The organism is Hydrogenophaga sp., from assembly GCF_048549895.1.
Taxonomy (GTDB): Bacteria; Pseudomonadota; Gammaproteobacteria; order Burkholderiales; family Burkholderiaceae_C; genus Hydrogenophaga.
Genome location: NZ_JBLYYB010000076.1, coordinates 43,148 through 61,615 on the forward strand (window position 1 = coordinate 43,148; position 18,468 = coordinate 61,615).

Here is an 18,468-nt window from a genome sequence, read left to right on the forward strand (position 1 = left end):
TCTTCTTTCAACAGGTTCGCAGGCCGGGCCTGCGGGGGAACATCAGGAGGTCTTCTCGAGGGCGCCGTCAGCGCCCACCTTGAGGTGCGGATTTTTGGGTCCACCGGGCACGATCACGCCCATGGACACGATGTAGGTCAGCGCTTCGTCCACGCTCATCTGCAGCTCCACGCAGGCGCTCTTGCGCACCATCACGAAGTAACCGCCGGTGGGGTTGGGGGTGGTGGGCACGTACACGCTGTGAAACTCGTCAAGTTCACCCGAGCGACCGGGCTGGGCCTGCAGGTGGTGCAGCACGTCACCAGCGGGCGCACCGGTCAGGAAACCGATGGTCCACATGCCCTCGTGCGGCCACTCGATCAGCAAGGCCTTGCGAAACGCGTTGCCCTTCTCGGAAAACAGCGTGTCCGACACCTGCTTCACGCCCGAATAGATCGAGCGCACCACCGGAATGCGGTGCAGCAGCGCGTGCCACCAGCTCACCAGCTTGTTGCCGATGATGTTGGACGCCAGCGCGCCGATGGAAAGCACCACCACCAGCGCGAACACCACGCCCAGCCCGGGGATGTGCATGCCGAGCAGCTGGTCGGGCTGCCAGCTGGTGGGCAGGATGCGCAAGGTCTGGTCGAGCGTGCTGACCACCCACTCCAGCACCCAGAGCGTGATGATCAGGGGCACCAGCACCAGCAGGCCCGAGAACAACCATTTGCGCAAAGACGGCATGGGAAGGGGCTCAGGAGCCCGACGGTGTGGTCGGGGTGGCGGGCGCTGGCGCGGCTGCAGGGGCCGCAGCCGGTGCGGGCGCCGGTGCGGCAGCGGCATCACTCGCCGACTTGGCCGGCGCAACGGCGGCGGGAGCGCCTTCCGTGGCCGGTGTGGCGGCGGGCTTGCTGCCCTCGCGGAAATCGGTAACGTACCAGCCCGAACCCTTGAGCTGGAAACCGGCGGCGGTCAGCTGCTTCTTGAAGCTGGCCTGGCCGCACGACGGACACACGGTGAGCGGGTCGTCGGACATTTTCTGCAGCACGTCCTTGGCATGACCGCAGGACTCGCACTTGTAGGCATAGATGGGCATGGCGTGAACCTGATGAAGAGGGGAGTGTCCCGCCGAGGCAGCCGCCCGGCGGGCGCGCCGCGTTCCCTCGCGGGAAGTGGAACAAAACCCGTCATTATAAATTGAGGGGGGTATCCAGCTGCCGGCCGGCCGGGCGTCGGCCACGGCCAGGCGCAGCCGCCCCGCATCACCAGAGGCGCACGCGCACCAGCACCTGCATCACGATGAGGCCCAGCAGAAAGCCCAGTCCGCCGTACAGGATGGCCTGCAAGAGGCGGTTGGTGCGGCGCTGCTCGGCCAGCAGGCTGTCGAGTTCGCGCCGCAGTTCGTGCGGTTTGTGTTGCAGGTAGTCGTTGAGCAGGCGGGGCAACGCGGGCAGCAGCTTGGCGTACTGCGGCGCCTCGGCCTTGAGCTGCTGCAGCAGTTTCTTCGGCCCGACCTGCTCGACCATCCAGGTTTCCAGGAACGGTTTGGCGGTGTTCCACAGGTCCAACTCGGGATCGAGGTCGCGCCCCAGACCTTCGATGTTGAGCAGGGTTTTCTGCAGCAACACCAGCTGCGGCTGGATCTCCACCTGGAAGCGGCGCGAGGTCTGGAAGAGGCGCATCAGCACCATGCCGAGCGAAATTTCCTTCAGCGGACGGTCGAAGTAGGGTTCGCACACCGCGCGGATCGCCGATTCCAGTTCGTCCACCCGCGTTTCGGCGGGCACCCAGCCCGACTCGATGTGCAGCTCGGCCACGCGTTTGTAGTCGCGGCGGAAGAACGCCGTGAAGTTCTGCGCAAGGTATTCCTTGTCGAACTCGGTGAGCGTGCCCACGATGCCGAAATCCAGCGAGATGTATCGCCCAAAGGTGGCCGGTGCCGTGCTGACCTGGATGTTGCCCGGGTGCATGTCGGCGTGAAAGAAGCCGTCGCGGAACACCTGGGTGAAGAACAGCGTCACGCCGTCGCGCGCGAGCTTGGGAATGTCCACGCCCAGGGCGCGCAACTCGTCGACGCGGTTGATCGGAAGCCCATACATGCGCTCCATCACCATCACCTCGGTGTGGCAGTAGTCCCAGAGCATCTCGGGGATCAGCACCAGATCGAGGCCCTGCATGTTGCGACGCAGCTGGGCGGCGTTGGACGCCTCGCGCAGCAGATCGAGCTCGTCGTGCAGGTACTTGTCGAACTCGCCCACCACCTCGCGCGGTTTGAGGCGCTTGCCGTCGGCCGAGAGCCGCTCGACCCAGCCCGCCATCATGCGCATGAGGCTGAGGTCCTTGTCGATCACGGCCGCCATGTTGGGCCGCAGCACTTTGACCGCCACCTCGCGCCCGCCGTGGCGGCCGTCGCGCAGGGTCGCAAAGTGCACCTGGGCGATGGACGCGCTGGCCACCGGCACCTGCTCGAAATGGCTGAACACCTCGGTCAGCGGTTTGCCGAACGCGCGTTCGATGCTGGCCACCGCGACTTCGCTGGGAAACGGCGGCACCCGGTCTTGCAGGCGGGCGAGTTCGTCGGCTATGTCGGGCGGCAGCAGGTCGCGCCGGGTCGATAGCACCTGGCCGAACTTGACGAAGATGGGGCCCAGGCGCTCCAGCGCCTCGCGCAACCGCTCACCGCGCGGCGCATCGAGGTTGCGACCGATGGAGACGATGCGCGTGAGCAGGCGGATGCCGCGACCGCGAAAGCTGGAGAGCACCAGCTCGTCCAGCCCGTAGCGCAACACCACCCAGACGATGAAGGCGCCGCGAAAAAGCCGCGTCATGCGCTGGGTCCGCCGTCGCGCGGCGGCACGCCGGCATCGGACGCGGGCGCAGAAGCAAAGGGCGGCCGCGGCGGAAATCCGCCGGGCATGCGGTCCACAAACGACTTGATGGCTTGTGAGGCCGAGCGAGCGAAGCGCGCGATGGTGTGCGCGGTGGCATCACCCACCACACGGGACAGGTCTTCCTCCACGTCCCAGCGCACGTTGTCCACCAGCCAGGCCACTTCGGCCGCGAGTTGCACGTCGCCCTGGATGTCCACACCCGGCTTCTGACCGGCCAGCACGCTCTGCGCGAGTTCCAGCGGCGAGGTCTGGGTGAGCGTGACGCTGAGTTCGGGCTTGGCGCCGGGCTCACAACGCTCCAGCAAACCGGCCGCGGTGGGCGCCAGCGTGAGGTTGAAATCACCCCACTGCACGCGCACTGGCTTGCCCTTCTGGCGCTTCAGACGGTCTTGCGCCGCGGGCTCCTGCATCAACACGTGGTTGAGGAACAGCACGAGCCGGTTCTGCAGCTCGTCCACCACCCACTCGGGCGGTCGGATCGAGCCCAGCAGGGACTGCAGGAAGTTCAGGGGCGAAGCGCTGGAAGCGTCGGGGCCTGACGAAAAAACGGGTGGTTCATTTTTCATGACCACCCGATTTTGACGGATAAAGCCCGGGAGACGCCGCCTTCGGCCATTGCCCCGACGGGGCCGGGTCTTGCGCCCGGCCGCAGCACTTACTGCAGGGCCTGCACGCCGGCCACCAGCCAGCCGCCCGAGCCGGTTTTGGGTCGCGTGATGTTCCAGACTTCGCGGAACGGATTCGGGCCGGAGGAGACATCTTCGCGGATCATTCCTGAGAACTCCACGCTGGCCATGTATTCGCCGTCCAGCTCTTCAATGCCCAACAGCTGGGCGTCGAGCATCACGACCTCGGTCTTGTTGACGTTGGCACCGCTGGTGGCTTCGCGCTCGGCCAGCTGGCTGCGGATCTGCTCCAGCATGCCGTCGGTCATCATGGCGCGCAGGCTCGGGATGTCGGAGCGGTCCCAGGCATCCTGCAAGCTCACGAAGTTGGTCTTGGAAGCCTTGAGGAAACCTTCGACGTCAAAGCCGGCCGGCACACCCCAGCTCTGGTTGCCGCTCAGGGCTGAACCGATCAGCGAGCCGCCGGTGGCGTGGGCATGGGCGGTGTCGAGCGAGGCGGGGCCGCTGCGCTCCCAGGGCCGGGCCGAGGCATCGTTGCCGACGTTCTGTGGTGAATAGCTGCGCGGCGTGGCGGGGTCGAACTGGGAGTTGCCCGACTGGGTGAGCGGGCCACCCGCACTTTGGTAGGCCATGTTGCCGGCGCCGTTGGCCGCCGCGCGGCGGCGCATCACCATGCCGATGACGGCCATGAGCACCGCGGCCAGCAAGGCGAACATCAGGAACTGCGCAAAGCCTTCGCCAAAACCCAGGGCAGACGCCAGCCAGGCCAGGCCCAGACCGGCGGCCACGCCGCCCAGCATGGCGCCCCATGGGCGCTTGGGCGCAGCAGCGGCCGCCGGGCTGGCGGTGGCTGGGCGGGCAGCGGCGTTTTGCGTGGGAGCGGGCGTGGCCTGCTGCGTGGGCGCGGTGCTGCGCTGCGTCACGTTGCCCGACTGTTTGCCAACCGACATGCCGCCACCCAGGCGCTTGGCCCAGACATCCTGCGAGCCCAGCGCCATCGCACAGACCAACACCACCGACCACAGCTTGTTCATGTCCCGCTCTCCTTCAATCAGAAAACAAAAATCCGATCAGCACTTGATGCCCACGTGCAGCGCCACCACACCGGCGCTGAGGTTGTGCACATCCACGTGGCCAAAACCCACACCGCGAATCATCTGCCGCAACGCCTCCTGCCCTGGGTGCATGCGGATGGACTCGGCGAGATAGCGGTAACTGTCCTCGTCGTTGGCCACCAGCTTGCCCAGTTTGGGCAGCACGTTGAACGAGTACCAGTCATAAGCTTTTTCAAGCGGTTTCGCCACCCGGGAAAACTCCAGCACCAGCAGCTTGCCGCCCGGTTTGAGCGTGCGGTGCATCTCGGTCAGCGCACTTTCCTTGCTCGTCATGTTCCGCAAACCAAAGGCCACGGACACGAAATCGAACGATTCGCTGGCGAACGGCAGCTTCTCGGCATCACACACCAGGGTCGGCAACACCACGCCCTGGTCGAGCAGGCGCGTGCGGCCTTCGCGCAACATCGCCTCGTTGATGTCGGTGTGCACCACGCGCCCGGTGGGGCCGACCTTCTTTGCAAAGGCGAGCGACAAGTCGCCGGTGCCGCCCGCGATGTCCAGCACCTGCTGGCCCGGCTGCGGGTTGGCCACGGTGAGGGTGTAGCGTTTCCAGAGGCGGTGCAGACCGGCCGACATGAGGTCGTTCATCACGTCGTACTTGGGCGCAACCGAGTCGAACACGCTGCGCACGCGCGACGCTTTTTCGCGCTCGTCAACCGTCTTGAAGCCGAAGTGGGTGTCTGCCATGGCAGTGTCTTCAGTGGCTGCCGCAGGCGTGGCCGCCCTGCTCGATCATGGGCGCGTCGCGCTCCATGCCGGCAGCGGCCAGCCGCTCGGTGTACTCAGCCCACAAAGCGGCCTGTTTGGAGCCGAGGAAATACAGCAGGTCCCAGGAAAAGATGCCCGAGCTGTGGCCGTCCGAAAACGTGGGCTGCACCGCGTAGTTGCCCACCGGCTCCAGCGCCACGATGCCGACCTCGCGCTTGCCGGTCTGCAGCACTTCCTGACCTGGGCCATGGCCCTGCACCTCGGCCGACGGCGAGTACACGCGCATCAGCTCGAAGGGAATCTTGAATTCCTGGCCATCGGAGAAGCCGATCTCCAACACGCGCGACTGCTGGTGCAGCGTGATGGATTGCGGCGATGGGGTGTTCTTGTCGAGTCCGGCCATGGAGTGTGTCTCGTTGTTTGGGTGTTGTGATGTCAGACCAGCACGCGTTCGATGCCGCCTTCGTTGGCTTGGGCCACGTAGGTGGGCAGCCAGTCTTCTCCGAGGATCTGGCGCGCCATTTCGACCACGATGTAGTCGGCTGCGAGCAGGCCGTTGTTGAGGTCGTCGCCATAGCGCGAGAGGCCTTGCAGGCAGCTCGGGCACGAGGTGAGGATCTTCACGTTGTCTTTGGCGCCGACGGTGCCGGCGGCGCGCAGCGTGGCTTCGCCCTTGAGCAGCTCTTCTTCCTTGCGGAAACGGATCTGGGTGGAGATGTCGGGCCGGGTCACGCCCAACGTGCCCGATTCACCGCAGCAGCGTTTGCTCTCCAGCACGTTGTCGCCCACCAGCGCCTTCACCGTCTTCATCGGTTCCTGCAGCTTCATGGGGCTGTGGCAGGGGTCGTGGTAGAGGTATCCGCCCTGCCCGGCGGGCAAGGTGATGCCTTTCTCGAGCAGGTATTCGTGGATGTCGATGATGCGGCAGCCCGGGAAAATCTTGTCGAATTCGTAGCCCTGGAGCTGGTGGTAGCAGGTGCCGCAGCTCACCACCACGGTCTTGATGTCCAGGTAGTTCAGCGTGTTGGCCACGCGGTGGAACAGCACGCGGTTGTCGGTGATGATCTTCTCGGCCTTGTCGAACTGACCACTGCCGCGCTGCGGGTAGCCGCAGCACAAGTAGCCCGGCGGCAGCACGGTCTGCACACCCGCATGCCACAGCATGGCCTGCGTGGCCAGGCCCACCTGGCTGAACAGGCGCTCGGAGCCGCAGCCGGGGAAATAAAACACCGCCTCGGTCTCGGCCGTGGTGCCCACCGGGTTGCGGATGATGGGCACGTAGTCCTTGTCTTCAATGTCCAGCAAGGCGCGCGCGGTCTTTTTGGGCAGGCCACCCGGCATCTTCTTGTTGATGAAGTGGATCACCTGCTCCTTGATGGGAGCCGGCCCCAGCGTGGCGGGCGGCGCGCTGGTTTGTTTGCGGGCCAGGCGTTTGAACAGGTCGTTGGCCAGGCGCTGCGCCTTGAAACCCACGCCCACCATGGCGCCGCGCATGAACTTGATGGTCTCGGGGTTGGTGGCGTTCAGGAAGAACATGGCCGCGGCATTGCCCGGGCGAAAGCTCTTCTGCCCCATCTTGCGCAACAGATTGCGCATGTTCATGGTCACGTCACCAAAGTCGATCTTGACCGGGCACGGGCTCAGGCACTTGTGGCACACCGTGCAGTGGTCGGCCACGTCCTCGAACTCTTCCCAGTGCTTGATGCTGATGCCGCGGCGCGTCTGCTCTTCGTACAAAAACGCCTCCACCAGCAGCGAGGTGGCCAGGATCTTGTTGCGCGGGCTGTACAGCAGGTTGGCGCGTGGCACGTGCGTGGCGCAGACCGGTTTGCATTTGCCGCAGCGCAGGCAGTCCTTGACCGAATCGGCGATGGCGCCGATGTCGCTCTGCTGCATGATCAGCGACTCGTGACCCATCAGCCCGAAGCTGGGTGTGTAGGCGTGCGCGAGGTCGGCGCTGCGCAGGTTGGCATCACCGCCCACGCCCTGACGCAGCAGCTTGCCCTTGTTGAAGCGGCCCTCGGGGTCGACGCGGTCCTTGTACTCGGCGAAGGGGCGCAGCTCTTCGTCGGTGAGGAACTCCAGCTTGGTGATGCCGATGCCGTGCTCGCCCGAGATCACACCGTCCAGGCTGCGCGCCAGCACCATGATGCGCGCCACGGCTTCATGCGCCGTCTGCAGCATCTCGTAATCGTCGCTGTTGACCGGCAGGTTGGTGTGCACGTTGCCGTCACCGGCGTGCATGTGCAGCGCAGCCCACACGCGGCCCTTCAGCACGCGTTTGTGGATGGCGGTGCACTCTTCGAGCACGGCACCGAATGCGGCCCCGGTGAAGATCTGCTGCAACGGCGCGCGCAGCTGGGTTTTCCAGCTGGCGCGCAGGCGGTGGTCCTGCAGTTGCGGGAACAGGGTCTCCACATCGCGCAGCCAGCCGGCCCACAGCGCGCGCACCTCGCGCACCAGCGCAAGGGCCTGTTGCACGCGGTCTTCGAGCAGCTCGGCGCTGGGAATGTCGTTGGCGTCGTCGGTCTTGCCCAGGGGCAACTGGCCCTTGGCAAAAAACGCCTCCAGCGCATCGGCCAGCTTGATCTTGTTGCGCAACGAAAGCTCGATGTTGATGCGCTCGATGCCCTCGGTGTACTCGCCCATGCGCGGCAGCGGGATCACGACGTCTTCGTTGATCTTGAAGGCGTTGGTGTGTTTGCTGATGGCCGCGGTGCGCTTGCGATCCAACCAGAACTTCTTGCGCGCCTCGGCGCTGATGGCCACAAAGCCTTCGCCGCTGCGCGAGTTGGCGATGCGGATCACCTCGCTGGTGGCGCGCGCAACGTCGTCGGCGTCGTCGCCCACGATGTCGCCGATCAGCACCATCTTGGGCAGGCTGCCGTTGCCTTTTTTGCTCTTGGTGGCGTAGCCCACGGCCTTCAGGTAACGGTCGTCCAGGTGCTCCAGGCCGGCCAGCAACACGCTGGAGCGCTTCTGCTCGGCGAACATGAAGTCCTTGATCTCCACGATCGAGGGCACACAGTCGCGCGGATTGCCAAAGAACTCCAGGCACACGGTGCGCACGTGCTCGGGCATGCGGTGCACCACCCAGCGCGCGCTGGTGATCAGGCCGTCGCAGCCTTCTTTCTGGATGCCGGGCAGACCGCTCAGGAACTTGTCGGTCACATCCTTGCCCAGGCCTTCCTTGCGGAAGGTCTTGCCGGGGATCACGAGTTGTTCGGTGCGCACCGGCGTCTTGCCGTCGGCCTCGAAATACTTGAGCTCGAAGCTGGCCACCTCGGCGTCGTGGATCTTGCCCAGGTTGTGGTCCAGGCGCGTGACTTCGAGCCACTGGGCTTGCGGCGTCACCATGCGCCAGCTCAGCAGGTTGTCCAGCGCCGTGCCCCAGAGCACCGCTTTTTTGCCACCGGCGTTCATGGCGATGTTGCCGCCGATGCACGAGGCTTCGGCCGAGGTCGGGTCCACCGCAAACACGTGGCCCGCGCGCTCGGCCGCATCGGCCACGCGCTGCGTGACCACACCGGCTTCCGTCCAGATGGTGGGCAGGGGTTTGTCGTGGCCCGGTGCCTTCACCCACTCCACCTCGGTCATGGCTTCGAGTTTTTCGGTGTTGATCACCGCGCTCTTCCAGGTCAGCGGGATCGCGCCGCCGGTGTAACCGGTGCCGCCGCCGCGCGGAATGATGGTCAGGCCCAGCTCGTAGCAGCCCTTGACCAGCAAGGCCATCTCGGTTTCGGTGTCGGGTGTGAGCACCACAAACGGGTATTCCACACGCCAGTCGGTCGCGTCGGTCACGTGCGACACCCGCGAGAGGCCGTCGAACTTGATGTTGTCGTGGGCGGTGAGCTTTCGCAGCGCCTTGGTGGCGCGCTGGCGCAGCGCGGCCATGGCTTCAAAGGAGTGGGAAAACGCGTCCACCGCGCCCCTGGCAGCTTGCAGCAGTTCGGCCACCAGCTGGTCGCGCCCGGCGTCGTCTTGCGGCGTGCGGCGCTTCTGCACCTCGGCCAGGCGGTGGTGCAGGGCATCCACCAGCTGTTTGCGGCGTTTCGGGGTGTCGAGCAGGTCGTCCTGCAGGTAGGGGTTGCGCTGCACCACCCAGATGTCGCCCAGCACCTCGTACAGCATGCGCGCCGAGCGGCCGGTGCGGCGTTCGCCGCGCAGTTCGTTCAGCAGCGTCCAGGCCCGCTCGCCCAGCAAACGCTGGACGATTTCGCGGTCGGAAAAGGAGGTGTAGTTGTACGGGATCTCGCGCAGGCGCGGAGCTTCGTCGGTGGCCACGGCGAAGAGCGAGAGCGGTGTGGGAGCGTTCATGGGTGTGGCAGACGCCAACGTGACAGTGAGTAGCCCAAGATGGTACCGCAGGCCCCATTCACCCACCCCCCTTATGGAAACCCCGGTTGTCATGGGTGGGAAACGCCGTTGCAATGGTTTCGTCACAAAAGATCCATACCCTACGGCGTTTCCACAGCCCGCCTTTCAGGAGCATCCATGCACAAACGTCTTCTTCCCTTGACCGGCGCCCTGGCGCTCGCCGCACTGATGAGCGGACCGGCCCACGCCCAGACCGAGATCCAGTGGTGGCACTCCATGGGCGGGGCCCTGGGGGAGTGGGTCAACGACCTGGCGAAGGACTACAACGCCAGCCAGACGCAATACAAGATCGTGCCCACGTTCAAGGGCAGCTACGACGAGTCCATGACGGCGGCCATCGCGGCCTTCCGCTCCGGCAACGCGCCCCACATCCTGCAGGTATTTGAAGTAGGCACCGCCACCATGATGGCCAGCAAGGGCGCGATCGTGCCGGTGGGCAAGGTCATGAGCGACGCCGGCGTGGCGTTCAACCCGGCAGCCTACGTGCCGGCGGTGGCGGGCTACTACACAGCCCCCAACGGCCAGATGCTGAGCTTCCCGTTCAACAGCTCCACCCCGGTGTTCCACTACAACAAGGACGCGTTCAAGGCCGCCGGCATGGACCCCGAGAACCCGCCCAAAACCTGGCCTGAAGTGGCGCTGGCCGCCGGCAAGCTCAAGGCCGCCGGGCACAAGTGCCCCTTCACCACCAGCTGGGTGAGCTGGACGCAGCTGGAGAGCTTCTCGGCCTGGCACAACACCGAGTTCGCCACCCTGGGCAACGGCATGCGCGGCATCGACGCCCGCCTGAACTTCAACACGCCACTGCACGTGCGCCACATCGAGAACCTGGCCAACATGGCCAAAACCGGCCTGTTCGTCTACAAGGGCCGGGGCAATGCGGCCGACGCCACCTTCGTCTCCGGCGAGTGCGCCATGACCACAGGATCGTCTGCGCTCTACGGCAACATCAAGCGCAACAGCAAATTTGCCAGCGGTATCGGCACCCTGCCCTATTACCCCGACGTGGCCGGCGCGCCGCAAAACACGGTGATCGGTGGTGCGAGCCTGTGGGTGATGTCGGGCAAGAAGGCCGACGAGTACAAGGGCGTGGCCCAGTTCTTCGCCCACCTGTCCAAGCCGGCCGAAGCCGCCAAGAGCCACCAGCGCACCGGCTACCTGCCGGTGACCCTGGAGTCGTTCAAACTGACCGACACCAGCGGCTTCTACAAACAAAACCCCGGCACCGACGTGTCGGTCACGCAGATGATTCGCAAGACCACCGACAAATCGCGCGGCATCCGCCTGGGCAACTTCGTGCAGATCCGCACCATCAACGACGAAGAGCTGGAGCAGGTCTGGGCGGGCAAGAAGTCGGCCAAGGAAGCCCTGGACACGGCGGTGAAGCGCGGCAACGAACAGCTGGAGCGCTTCCAGAAAGCCAACAAGTCCTGATCGTCTGGCCGGGCACTTCACGGTGTCCTACCCGCCCCACCGTCGGCACCACCGGCCGGGGCGGGTTTTTCGTTGAATGTCCTCTTCTTTTCTTTGAACTGAAAGTCCCATGGAAAAACGTGTTCGGTTCAAGTCGTCGTGGTTGCCCTGGGCGCTGATCGCGCCGCAGATGACCATCGTGCTGGTGTTCTTTTTCTGGCCCGCCGCGCAGGCGCTGTACCAGAGCTTGCTGACCCAGGACCCGTTTGGCCTGACCACCGAGTTTGTGGGTCTGGAGAACTTCCGGCGCCTGTGGGCCGACGACACCTACCTTGCTTCGTTCACCACCACCGCTGTCTTTTCGTTGCTGGTGGCGGTGATCGGCCTGTCCATCGCGCTGCTGCTGGCCGTGTACGCCGACCGGGTGCTCAAGGGTTCGGGGGTCTACAAGACGCTGCTGATCTGGCCCTACGCGGTGGCGCCCGTGGTGGCCGGTGTGTTGTGGCTCTTCATGTTCGCCTCGCCCATGGGCGTGGTGGCGTACTACCTGCGCGCCGTGGGCATCGAGTGGAACCACCTGCTGGACGCCGACCACGCCATGACCTTGATCGTGGCCGCGGCGGTGTGGAAACAGATCTCCTACAACTTCCTGTTTTTTCTGGCGGGTCTGCAGTCGATTCCCAAGTCGCTGATTGAAGCCGCGGCCATCGACGGCGCGGGCCCGTGGCGCCGCTTCTGGTCCATCGTGTTCCCGCTGCTCTCGCCCACCACCTTCTTCCTGCTGGTGATCAACATCGTCTACGCCTTCTTCGACACCTTCGGCATCGTCGACGCGACCACGCAAGGCGGCCCGGGCAAGGACACGGCCATCCTGGTCTACAAGGTGTATTACGACGGTTTCAAGGCGCTCGACATGGGCGGCTCGGCCGCGCAGTCGGTGGTGCTCATGGTGGTGGTCATCACGCTCACGGTGATCCAGTTTCGTTTTGTCGAGAAGAAGGTGCAGTACTGATGATCGAAAAACGCCCCGGCCTCACGGTCCTGTCCCACGTCGTGCTCATCCTGGGCGTGCTCATCGTCGGCTTTCCGCTCTACATCACCCTGGTCGGCTCCACGCAGACCTCGGAGCAGATCGCGCAGTCCTTCCCCATGTCGCTGGTGCCCGGCAACAACATGCTGGAGACCTACCGCACGGCGCTCTTTGGTGGTGAAACCGAAGCCGGCAGCCGCATTCCGGCGGCCGCACCCATGATGTGGGTGAGCCTGATCAGCGCGCTGGTGATCACCATCGGCAAGATCGCCATCTCGCTGCTGTCGGCCTTTGCCATCGTGTATTTCCGCTTCCCGATGCGCAATCTCGTGTTCTGGATGATCTTCGTCACCCTGATGCTGCCGGTGGAGGTGCGCATCGGCCCGACCTACGAGGTGGTGGCCAACTTGGGGCTACTCAACACCTACGCCGGTTTGACGGTGCCGCTCATTGCTTCAGCCACCGCCACCTTTTTGTTCCGGCAGTTCTTTTTGACCGTGCCCGACGAGCTGGTGGAGGCCGCGCGCATGGACGGCGCAGGGCCCATGCGTTTCTTCAAGGACGTGTTGCTGCCGCTGTCCAAGACCTCGATCGCCGCGCTGTTCGTGATCCAGTTCATCTACGGCTGGAACCAGTACCTGTGGCCGCTGCTGGTGACCACCGACGAATCCATGTACCCGGTGGTCATGGGCATCAAGCGCCTCATCTCGGGGGATTCGTACACGGAATGGAACGTGGTGATGGCCACCGCCATCCTGGCCATGCTGCCGCCGGCGCTGGTCGTGATCTTCATGCAGCGCTGGTTCGTCAAGGGCCTGGTCGATACTGAAAAATAAACGACTTGCGGGACAGCCCCCAGGACGCGCGCAGCGCCCCTGGGCTCTGTCCCCAACCGAACAGAAAGAACAAATGGCCTCCATTTCCCTGCGCAACGTCGTCAAACGTTATGGCTCCGGCAAGACCGAGCTGCAAGTCATCCACGGTGTCAACGCCGAAATCAGCAACGGCGAATTCATCGTCATCGTCGGCCCCTCGGGCTGCGGCAAATCCACCCTGCTGCGCATGGTCGCCGGGCTCGAAGAAGTCAGCGGTGGCGACATCTGCATCGGTGAGCGTGTGGTCAACGAACTGGAGCCGGCCGAGCGCGACATCGCGATGGTGTTCCAGAACTACGCGCTCTACCCGCACATGACCGTGTTCGACAACATGGCCTACGGCCTGAAGATCAAGAAGGTGCCGATCGCCGAGATCAAGCAGCGCGTGGACAAGGCCGCTGGCATTCTGGAGCTGGGCCACCTGCTGGAGCGCAAGCCGCGCGAACTCTCGGGCGGCCAGCGCCAGCGCGTGGCCATGGGCCGCGCCATCGTGCGCCAGCCGCAGGTGTTCCTGTTCGACGAGCCGCTGTCCAACCTGGACGCCAAGCTGCGCGCCCAGACCCGGCTGGAGATCCAGAAGCTGCACCGCGAACTCGGCATCACCTCGCTGTTCGTCACGCACGATCAGGTGGAGGCCATGACGCTGGCCGAACGCATGATCGTGATGAACGCCGGCAACATGGAGCAGTTCGGTACGCCCGAAGAGGTGTATTCGCGCCCCGCCACCACGTTCGTGGCCAGCTTCATCGGCTCGCCACCCATGAACCTGCTGAAGAACGCACCGGGCGGCAAACCGGGCCAGATCCTGGGCGTGCGCCCCGAGCACCTGGACATCGGCACGGAAGGCTGGGCCCTGCACGTGGACACCGTGGAGCTGCTGGGCGCCGAGCGCCTGGTGCATGTGCGCCTGGGCGATGAAAAGCTCATCATCCGCACCCACGAAGACCAGGGCGCACCGGTGGTGGGCAGCACCATCCACGCCCAGCCGCGGCTGGACCGGCTGCACTGGTTTGATGCTGCGACCGGCAAGCGGGTGTAGCCATGTCTGATCACTTGCAACATTGGCCTTACCCGCGCTGGATTGCCCACCGAGGCGCTGGCAAGCTCGCGCCTGAAAACACCCTGGCCGCGTTCCGGCTGGGCGCTGGTCACGGCTACCGCATGTTCGAGTGCGACGCCAAGCTCAGCGCCGACGGCGTGGCGTTTCTGCTGCACGACGACACGCTGGAACGCACCACCAACGGCCAAGGTATCGGCGGCGACCAGTCGTGGAGCGCCTTGAGCCAGCTCGATGCCGGCAGCTGGCATTCGCGCGGCTTCGCGGGCGAACCCCTGGCCACGCTGGAGAGCGTGGCCCGTTACTGCCAGGCCAACGCCTGCTGGCTCAACATCGAGATCAAACCCACGCCGGGCCTGGAAGCGCAAACCGGTCGGGCCGTGGCGGCAGCCGCACAACGGCTCTGGCAAGACCAACCGGACCGCGCCCCGCTGCTCACCTCGTTCCGACCCGAGGCCTTGCAGGGCGCGATGCTCACCGCACCCGAACTGCCGCGCGGCCTGCTGCTGGACACCTTGTGGGACGGCTGGCTGGACGTGGCCCGTTCGCTGGAGTGCGTGGCCATCGTCTGCAACCACGCGCTGTGGGACGCCGCGCTGGTAGCCACCGCCCGCGCGAACGGCCTGCGCATGCTGGCCTACACGGTGAACGACGACTGGGCGGCCCGGCGACTGCTGGACCTGGGCCTGGACGGCATCATCACCGACCGGGTGGATCTGTTCGCACCCGGCGCCTGATTCAGCGCCCGCGCAGCCACCAGGCCAGGGTGCCCTGGACCAGCACCAGGGCCGCGTAGGTCGCAATCTTGCCGTCGCGGCCAAAGTACACCAGCCCCACCAGCAACACCGCGATACCGGCGACGCACAACAGCGAGAGCTGCAAGGCGCTGCCGAAACCCGGCCGCCCTTTGCGGCGGATGCGCAGGCCGGCCCACAACAGCAAACCGACGCCGAGCGCGGGCGCCACAAAACCCGCGAGATGGGCCAACACAGATAAAGGTGTCATCGAGAGTTGACAGTGACATGCATAAGCGATCAATTTTATAATCGGACCATGTCTGTCTGGACCCTCGGCATCAACCATCACACGGCTCCGCTCGATTTGCGGGGCCGTTTTGCGTTTGCGCTCGACCAGATCCAGCCCACGCTAGACGGCTACCGCCAGAGCCTGGCGCGCCAACCCGAAGCCACGCTGCTCTCCACCTGCAACCGCACCGAGCTCTACGGCGCGGGCGACGCCTCAGCGGTGGACCCCACGCTGGACTGGCTGGCCCAAACCGGGGGCGTGAGCACCCACGTGCTGCGCGACCACGCCTATGTGCTGCGCGACGACCAGGCCGCGCGCCATGCGTTTCGCGTGGCCAGCGGGCTGGACAGCATGGTGCTGGGTGAAGCGCAGATCCTGGGCCAGATGAAAGACGCCGTGCGCGCCGCCAACGACGCGGGCGCTCTGGGCAGCACGCTGCATCAGCTGTTCCAGCGTTCGTTTGCAGTAGCCAAGGAAGTGCGCAGCTCCACCGAAATCGGCGCCCACTCCATCAGCATGACCGCAGCGGCGGTTCGCCTGGCCTCGCAGCTGTTCGAAGACCTCAAGGACATCCGCGTGCTGTTCGTGGGCGCGGGCGAGATGATCGAACTCGCCGCCACCCACTTCGCCGCCAAAACGCCCAAGAGCATGGCGATCGCCAACCGCACGCTGGAGCGTGGCGAAAAACTCGCCAACCGATTTGGCGCGCAGGTGATCCGCCTGGCCGACGTGCCCGACCGCCTGCACGAGTTCGACGCCGTCATCAGCTGCACCGCCAGCACGCTGCCCATCATCGGCCTGGGTGCCGTGGAGCGGGCGCTGAAAAAGCGCCGCTACCGCCCCATGTTCATGGTCGACCTCGCGGTGCCGCGCGACATCGAGTTTGAAGTGAAGGCGCTGACCGACGTGTACCTCTACACGGTGGACGACCTGGCCACCGTGGTGCAGACCGGCAAGGAGAACCGCCAGGCCGCCGTGGCCCAGGCCGAGGTGATCATCGACGCTGGCGTGGCCAGCTTCATGAACTGGATGGAGCAGCGCAACCCCGCCAGCGGCGTGGTGCCCTTGATCCAGCAAATCAACGCGCAGGCCGATGAGTGGCGCGCGGTGGAGCTCGCCCGTGCGCGCCGCATGCTGGCCAAGGGCGAACCGGTGGAAGCCGTGCTTGAAGCCTTGTCCAAAGGCCTCACCCAGAAGATGCTGCACGGCACGCTGGCCGAGCTGCACACCGGCGACAACGCCGCGCGCGCCGCCACGGCACAGACCGTCTCGCGCCTCTTCTTGCGTGAGTCGTCGGCGAAGTCGCCACGCGATCCACAAGCCTAGCGGCTTGTTCCGGCTGCGGCCGTCGGCGGGTCCAGGCCCGCCAGATGCCCTGTTCGCCGACACCGACATTCCCCACCCATGAAACCCTTCGTCCGCGACACCCTGCTGCGCCAACGCGCCCGCCTGCACGAGCTCGACGCCCTGCTCTCCGCGCCCGACGTGGTGGACAACATGGAGCGCTTCAAGACGCTGAGCCGCGAACACGCCGACGCGGCCACCGTGGTCGAGGTGTTCAACCGCTACCTGCAGCGCGAAGCCGACCTGACCGCGGCCCACGAGATGCTGGGCGATGCCGACATGGCCGACATGGCGCGCGAAGAGATCGACACCGCGCAGGCCGACATGGCCCAGCTCGACACCGACCTGCAGCAACTGCTGCTGCCCAAAGACCCCGACGACGAGCGCAACGCCTTTGTGGAGATCCGCGCGGGCACCGGCGGCGACGAATCGGCGCTGTTCGCCGGCGACCTGGCGCGGCTGTACACCCGCTACGCCGAAAAGCAGCGCTGGCAGGTCGAGACGGTGAGCGAATCGCCCAGCGAGCTCGGCGGCTACAAGGAGGTGGTGCTGCGCGTGTCCGGCCCGGGCGCCTACGGCCGCTTGCGCTTCGAGTCGGGCGGCCACCGCGTGCAGCGCGTGCCCGCCACCGAAACGCAGGGTCGCATCCACACCAGCGCAGCCACCGTGGCCGTGATGCCCGAGCCCGATGAAACCGAGGCCATCAAGCTCAACCCGAGCGAACTGCGCATCGACACCTACCGCGCCAGCGGGGCCGGCGGCCAGCACATCAACAAGACCGACTCCGCCGTGCGCGTGACACACCTGCCCACCGGCATCACCGCCGAATGCCAGGACGGCCGCAGCCAGCACAGCAACAAGGCCAAGGCGCTGCAGGTGCTCACCGCGCGCCTGCAGGAAAAAGACCGCAGCGAGCGCGCCGCCAAGGAAGCCGCCACGCGCAAGGGCCTGATCGGCAGCGGCGACCGCAGCGACCGCATCCGCACCTACAACTTCCCCCAGGGCCGCATCACCGACCACCGCATCAACCTCACGCTCTACAAGGTGCTGCAGGTGATGGAGGGCGATCTGGACGAGATGGTCCACGCGCTGCAGGTGGCGCGTGGCGCCGAGCTGCTGGCCGAGCTTGAACAGCGCAACGGCGCGCTATGAACCTCACCCTTCGCGAGACCCTGGCGCGGCTGCAGCGCGACGGCCTGGAGCGCATCGATGCGCAGATGCTGCTGTTGCTCGCGTTGCAGCGCAGCCCGCACGACCGCGCCTGGCTGATGGCGCACGACGGGGACGCGCTGGACTCCGACGCAGCGGTGCGTCTCGATGACCTGGTGCGGCGGCGCCAGCGCGGCGAACCCATGGCCTACCTGCGCGGCGATCAGGAGTTCTTCGGCCTGTCGCTGGCCGTTGACCCGCGCGTGCTGGTGCCCCGCCCCGACACCGAGGCGCTGGTGAACTGGGCGCTGGAACTGGTGGACTCCAGCAGCAACACGGCCCGCGTGCTGGACCTCGGCACCGGCAGCGGCGCCATTGCACTCGCCATCGCCGCGCAGCGACCCCGGGCATCGATGAGCGCCACCGACGCCAGCGAAGAGGCCCTGGCGGTGGCCCGCGGCAACGCGCGGCGCCTGGGTCTGCCCGTGCGGTTTCACGCCGGCTCGTGGCTCGCCGCTGTGCCCGGCCAGCGCTTCGATGTGATCGTGACCAACCCGCCCTACATCGCCGACGGCGACCCGCACCTGGCCGCCCTGACGCACGAGCCTTTGAGTGCCCTCACGGCCGGTGCCGACGGCCTGGACGACATCCGCACCATCATCTACAACGCATCCAACGCGCTGCTGCCCGGCGGCTGGCTGCTGATCGAACACGGCTTTGACCAGGCCGCGGCGGTTCGTGCTCTGTTGCAGGCTGCCGGCTTCGACCACGTGAGCAGCCGCACCGACCTCGCGGCCATCGAGCGCTGCAGCGGCGGCCAATGGCCACACGCGCGATAATGCAAGCCGTTCCCGGGTCACTTCAGACCCATCCGCAGA

At 65.8% G+C, this 18,468-nt stretch carries 17 protein-coding genes; 8 read left to right on the forward strand and 9 right to left on the reverse strand.

Annotated elements, in window-relative coordinates:
* Positions 1–42: 42 nt before the first annotated feature.
* The 8 genes from ACN4F8_RS07440 to ACN4F8_RS07475 form a co-directional block, all read right to left on the reverse strand.
* A complete protein-coding gene (locus ACN4F8_RS07440) occupies positions 43–723 on the reverse strand; it encodes a DUF502 domain-containing protein (RefSeq protein ID WP_419472971.1) in 681 nt (226 codons plus the stop codon).
* A 10-nt stretch (positions 724–733) separates the two neighbouring features.
* Complete coding sequence (locus ACN4F8_RS07445; protein ID WP_419472972.1) at positions 734–1,075, reverse strand: FmdB family zinc ribbon protein; 342 nt, start codon at positions 1,073–1,075, stop codon at positions 734–736.
* Positions 1,076–1,241: 166 nt separating this feature from the next.
* The gene (gene ubiB, locus ACN4F8_RS07450; protein WP_419472973.1) at positions 1,242–2,807 is read right to left on the reverse strand and encodes a ubiquinone biosynthesis regulatory protein kinase UbiB; all 1,566 of its coding nucleotides are present in this window, start codon (positions 2,805–2,807) and stop codon (positions 1,242–1,244) included.
* The gene (locus tag ACN4F8_RS07455; RefSeq protein ID WP_419472974.1) at positions 2,804–3,436 is read right to left on the reverse strand and encodes a ubiquinone biosynthesis accessory factor UbiJ; all 633 of its coding nucleotides are present in this window, start codon (positions 3,434–3,436) and stop codon (positions 2,804–2,806) included. Before ACN4F8_RS07455 ends, ubiB begins: the two co-directional genes overlap by 4 nt.
* An 89-nt stretch (positions 3,437–3,525) precedes the next feature.
* On the reverse strand, positions 3,526–4,530 hold the full coding sequence (locus ACN4F8_RS07460; protein WP_419472975.1) for a Tim44 domain-containing protein: 1,005 nt from the start codon (positions 4,528–4,530) through the stop codon (positions 3,526–3,528).
* A 36-nt stretch (positions 4,531–4,566) separates the two neighbouring features.
* On the reverse strand, positions 4,567–5,298 hold the full coding sequence (ubiE, locus tag ACN4F8_RS07465; protein WP_419472976.1) for a bifunctional demethylmenaquinone methyltransferase/2-methoxy-6-polyprenyl-1,4-benzoquinol methylase UbiE: 732 nt from the start codon (positions 5,296–5,298) through the stop codon (positions 4,567–4,569).
* A 10-nt stretch (positions 5,299–5,308) separates the two neighbouring features.
* On the reverse strand, positions 5,309–5,722 hold the full coding sequence (locus tag ACN4F8_RS07470; RefSeq protein WP_300659101.1) for a DUF971 domain-containing protein: 414 nt from the start codon (positions 5,720–5,722) through the stop codon (positions 5,309–5,311).
* A 32-nt stretch (positions 5,723–5,754) separates the two neighbouring features.
* On the reverse strand, positions 5,755–9,636 hold the full coding sequence (locus ACN4F8_RS07475; protein ID WP_419472977.1) for a DUF3683 domain-containing protein: 3,882 nt from the start codon (positions 9,634–9,636) through the stop codon (positions 5,755–5,757).
* A gap of 177 nt (positions 9,637–9,813) precedes the next feature.
* Here ACN4F8_RS07475 and ugpB point away from each other — a divergent pair, with 177 nt between their 5' ends.
* From ugpB to ugpQ, 5 genes are all read left to right on the forward strand, one after another.
* Positions 9,814–11,130, forward strand: coding sequence for a sn-glycerol-3-phosphate ABC transporter substrate-binding protein UgpB (gene ugpB / locus ACN4F8_RS07480; RefSeq protein ID WP_419472978.1), 1,317 nt, complete (start codon positions 9,814–9,816; stop codon positions 11,128–11,130).
* Between the two features lie 109 nt (positions 11,131–11,239).
* Positions 11,240–12,121, forward strand: a complete 882-nt coding sequence (ugpA, locus tag ACN4F8_RS07485; RefSeq protein ID WP_419472979.1) for a sn-glycerol-3-phosphate ABC transporter permease UgpA — start codon at positions 11,240–11,242, stop codon at positions 12,119–12,121.
* Entirely contained in the window at positions 12,121–12,975 is an 855-nt protein-coding gene (ugpE, locus tag ACN4F8_RS07490; RefSeq protein WP_419472980.1) for a sn-glycerol-3-phosphate ABC transporter permease UgpE, read from the forward strand. The genes ugpA and ugpE overlap by 1 nt, the downstream gene beginning before the upstream one ends.
* 73 nt (positions 12,976–13,048) lie before the next feature.
* On the forward strand, positions 13,049–14,053 hold the full coding sequence (ugpC, locus tag ACN4F8_RS07495; protein ID WP_419472981.1) for a sn-glycerol-3-phosphate ABC transporter ATP-binding protein UgpC: 1,005 nt from the start codon (positions 13,049–13,051) through the stop codon (positions 14,051–14,053).
* Positions 14,054–14,055: 2 nt separating this feature from the next.
* Positions 14,056–14,808, forward strand: a complete 753-nt coding sequence (gene ugpQ / locus ACN4F8_RS07500) for a glycerophosphodiester phosphodiesterase (protein ID WP_419472982.1) — start codon at positions 14,056–14,058, stop codon at positions 14,806–14,808.
* A 1-nt stretch (position 14,809) separates the two neighbouring features.
* Here ugpQ and ACN4F8_RS07505 read toward each other — a convergent pair whose 3' ends face one another.
* Positions 14,810–15,061, reverse strand: coding sequence for a hypothetical protein (locus ACN4F8_RS07505; RefSeq protein ID WP_419472983.1), 252 nt, complete (start codon positions 15,059–15,061; stop codon positions 14,810–14,812).
* A gap of 63 nt (positions 15,062–15,124) precedes the next feature.
* Between ACN4F8_RS07505 and hemA the strand changes: the two genes are divergently transcribed.
* From hemA to prmC, 3 genes are all read left to right on the forward strand, one after another.
* On the forward strand, positions 15,125–16,423 hold the full coding sequence (gene hemA / locus ACN4F8_RS07510) for a glutamyl-tRNA reductase (RefSeq protein ID WP_419472984.1): 1,299 nt from the start codon (positions 15,125–15,127) through the stop codon (positions 16,421–16,423).
* 78 nt (positions 16,424–16,501) lie between these two features.
* A complete protein-coding gene (prfA, locus tag ACN4F8_RS07515; RefSeq protein ID WP_419472985.1) occupies positions 16,502–17,593 on the forward strand; it encodes a peptide chain release factor 1 in 1,092 nt (363 codons plus the stop codon).
* Positions 17,590–18,429: a peptide chain release factor N(5)-glutamine methyltransferase gene (gene prmC / locus ACN4F8_RS07520; RefSeq protein WP_419472986.1), complete on the forward strand. Its 840-nt coding sequence runs from the start codon at positions 17,590–17,592 to the stop codon at positions 18,427–18,429. Before prfA ends, prmC begins: the two co-directional genes overlap by 4 nt.
* Positions 18,430–18,468 lie beyond the last annotated feature (39 nt).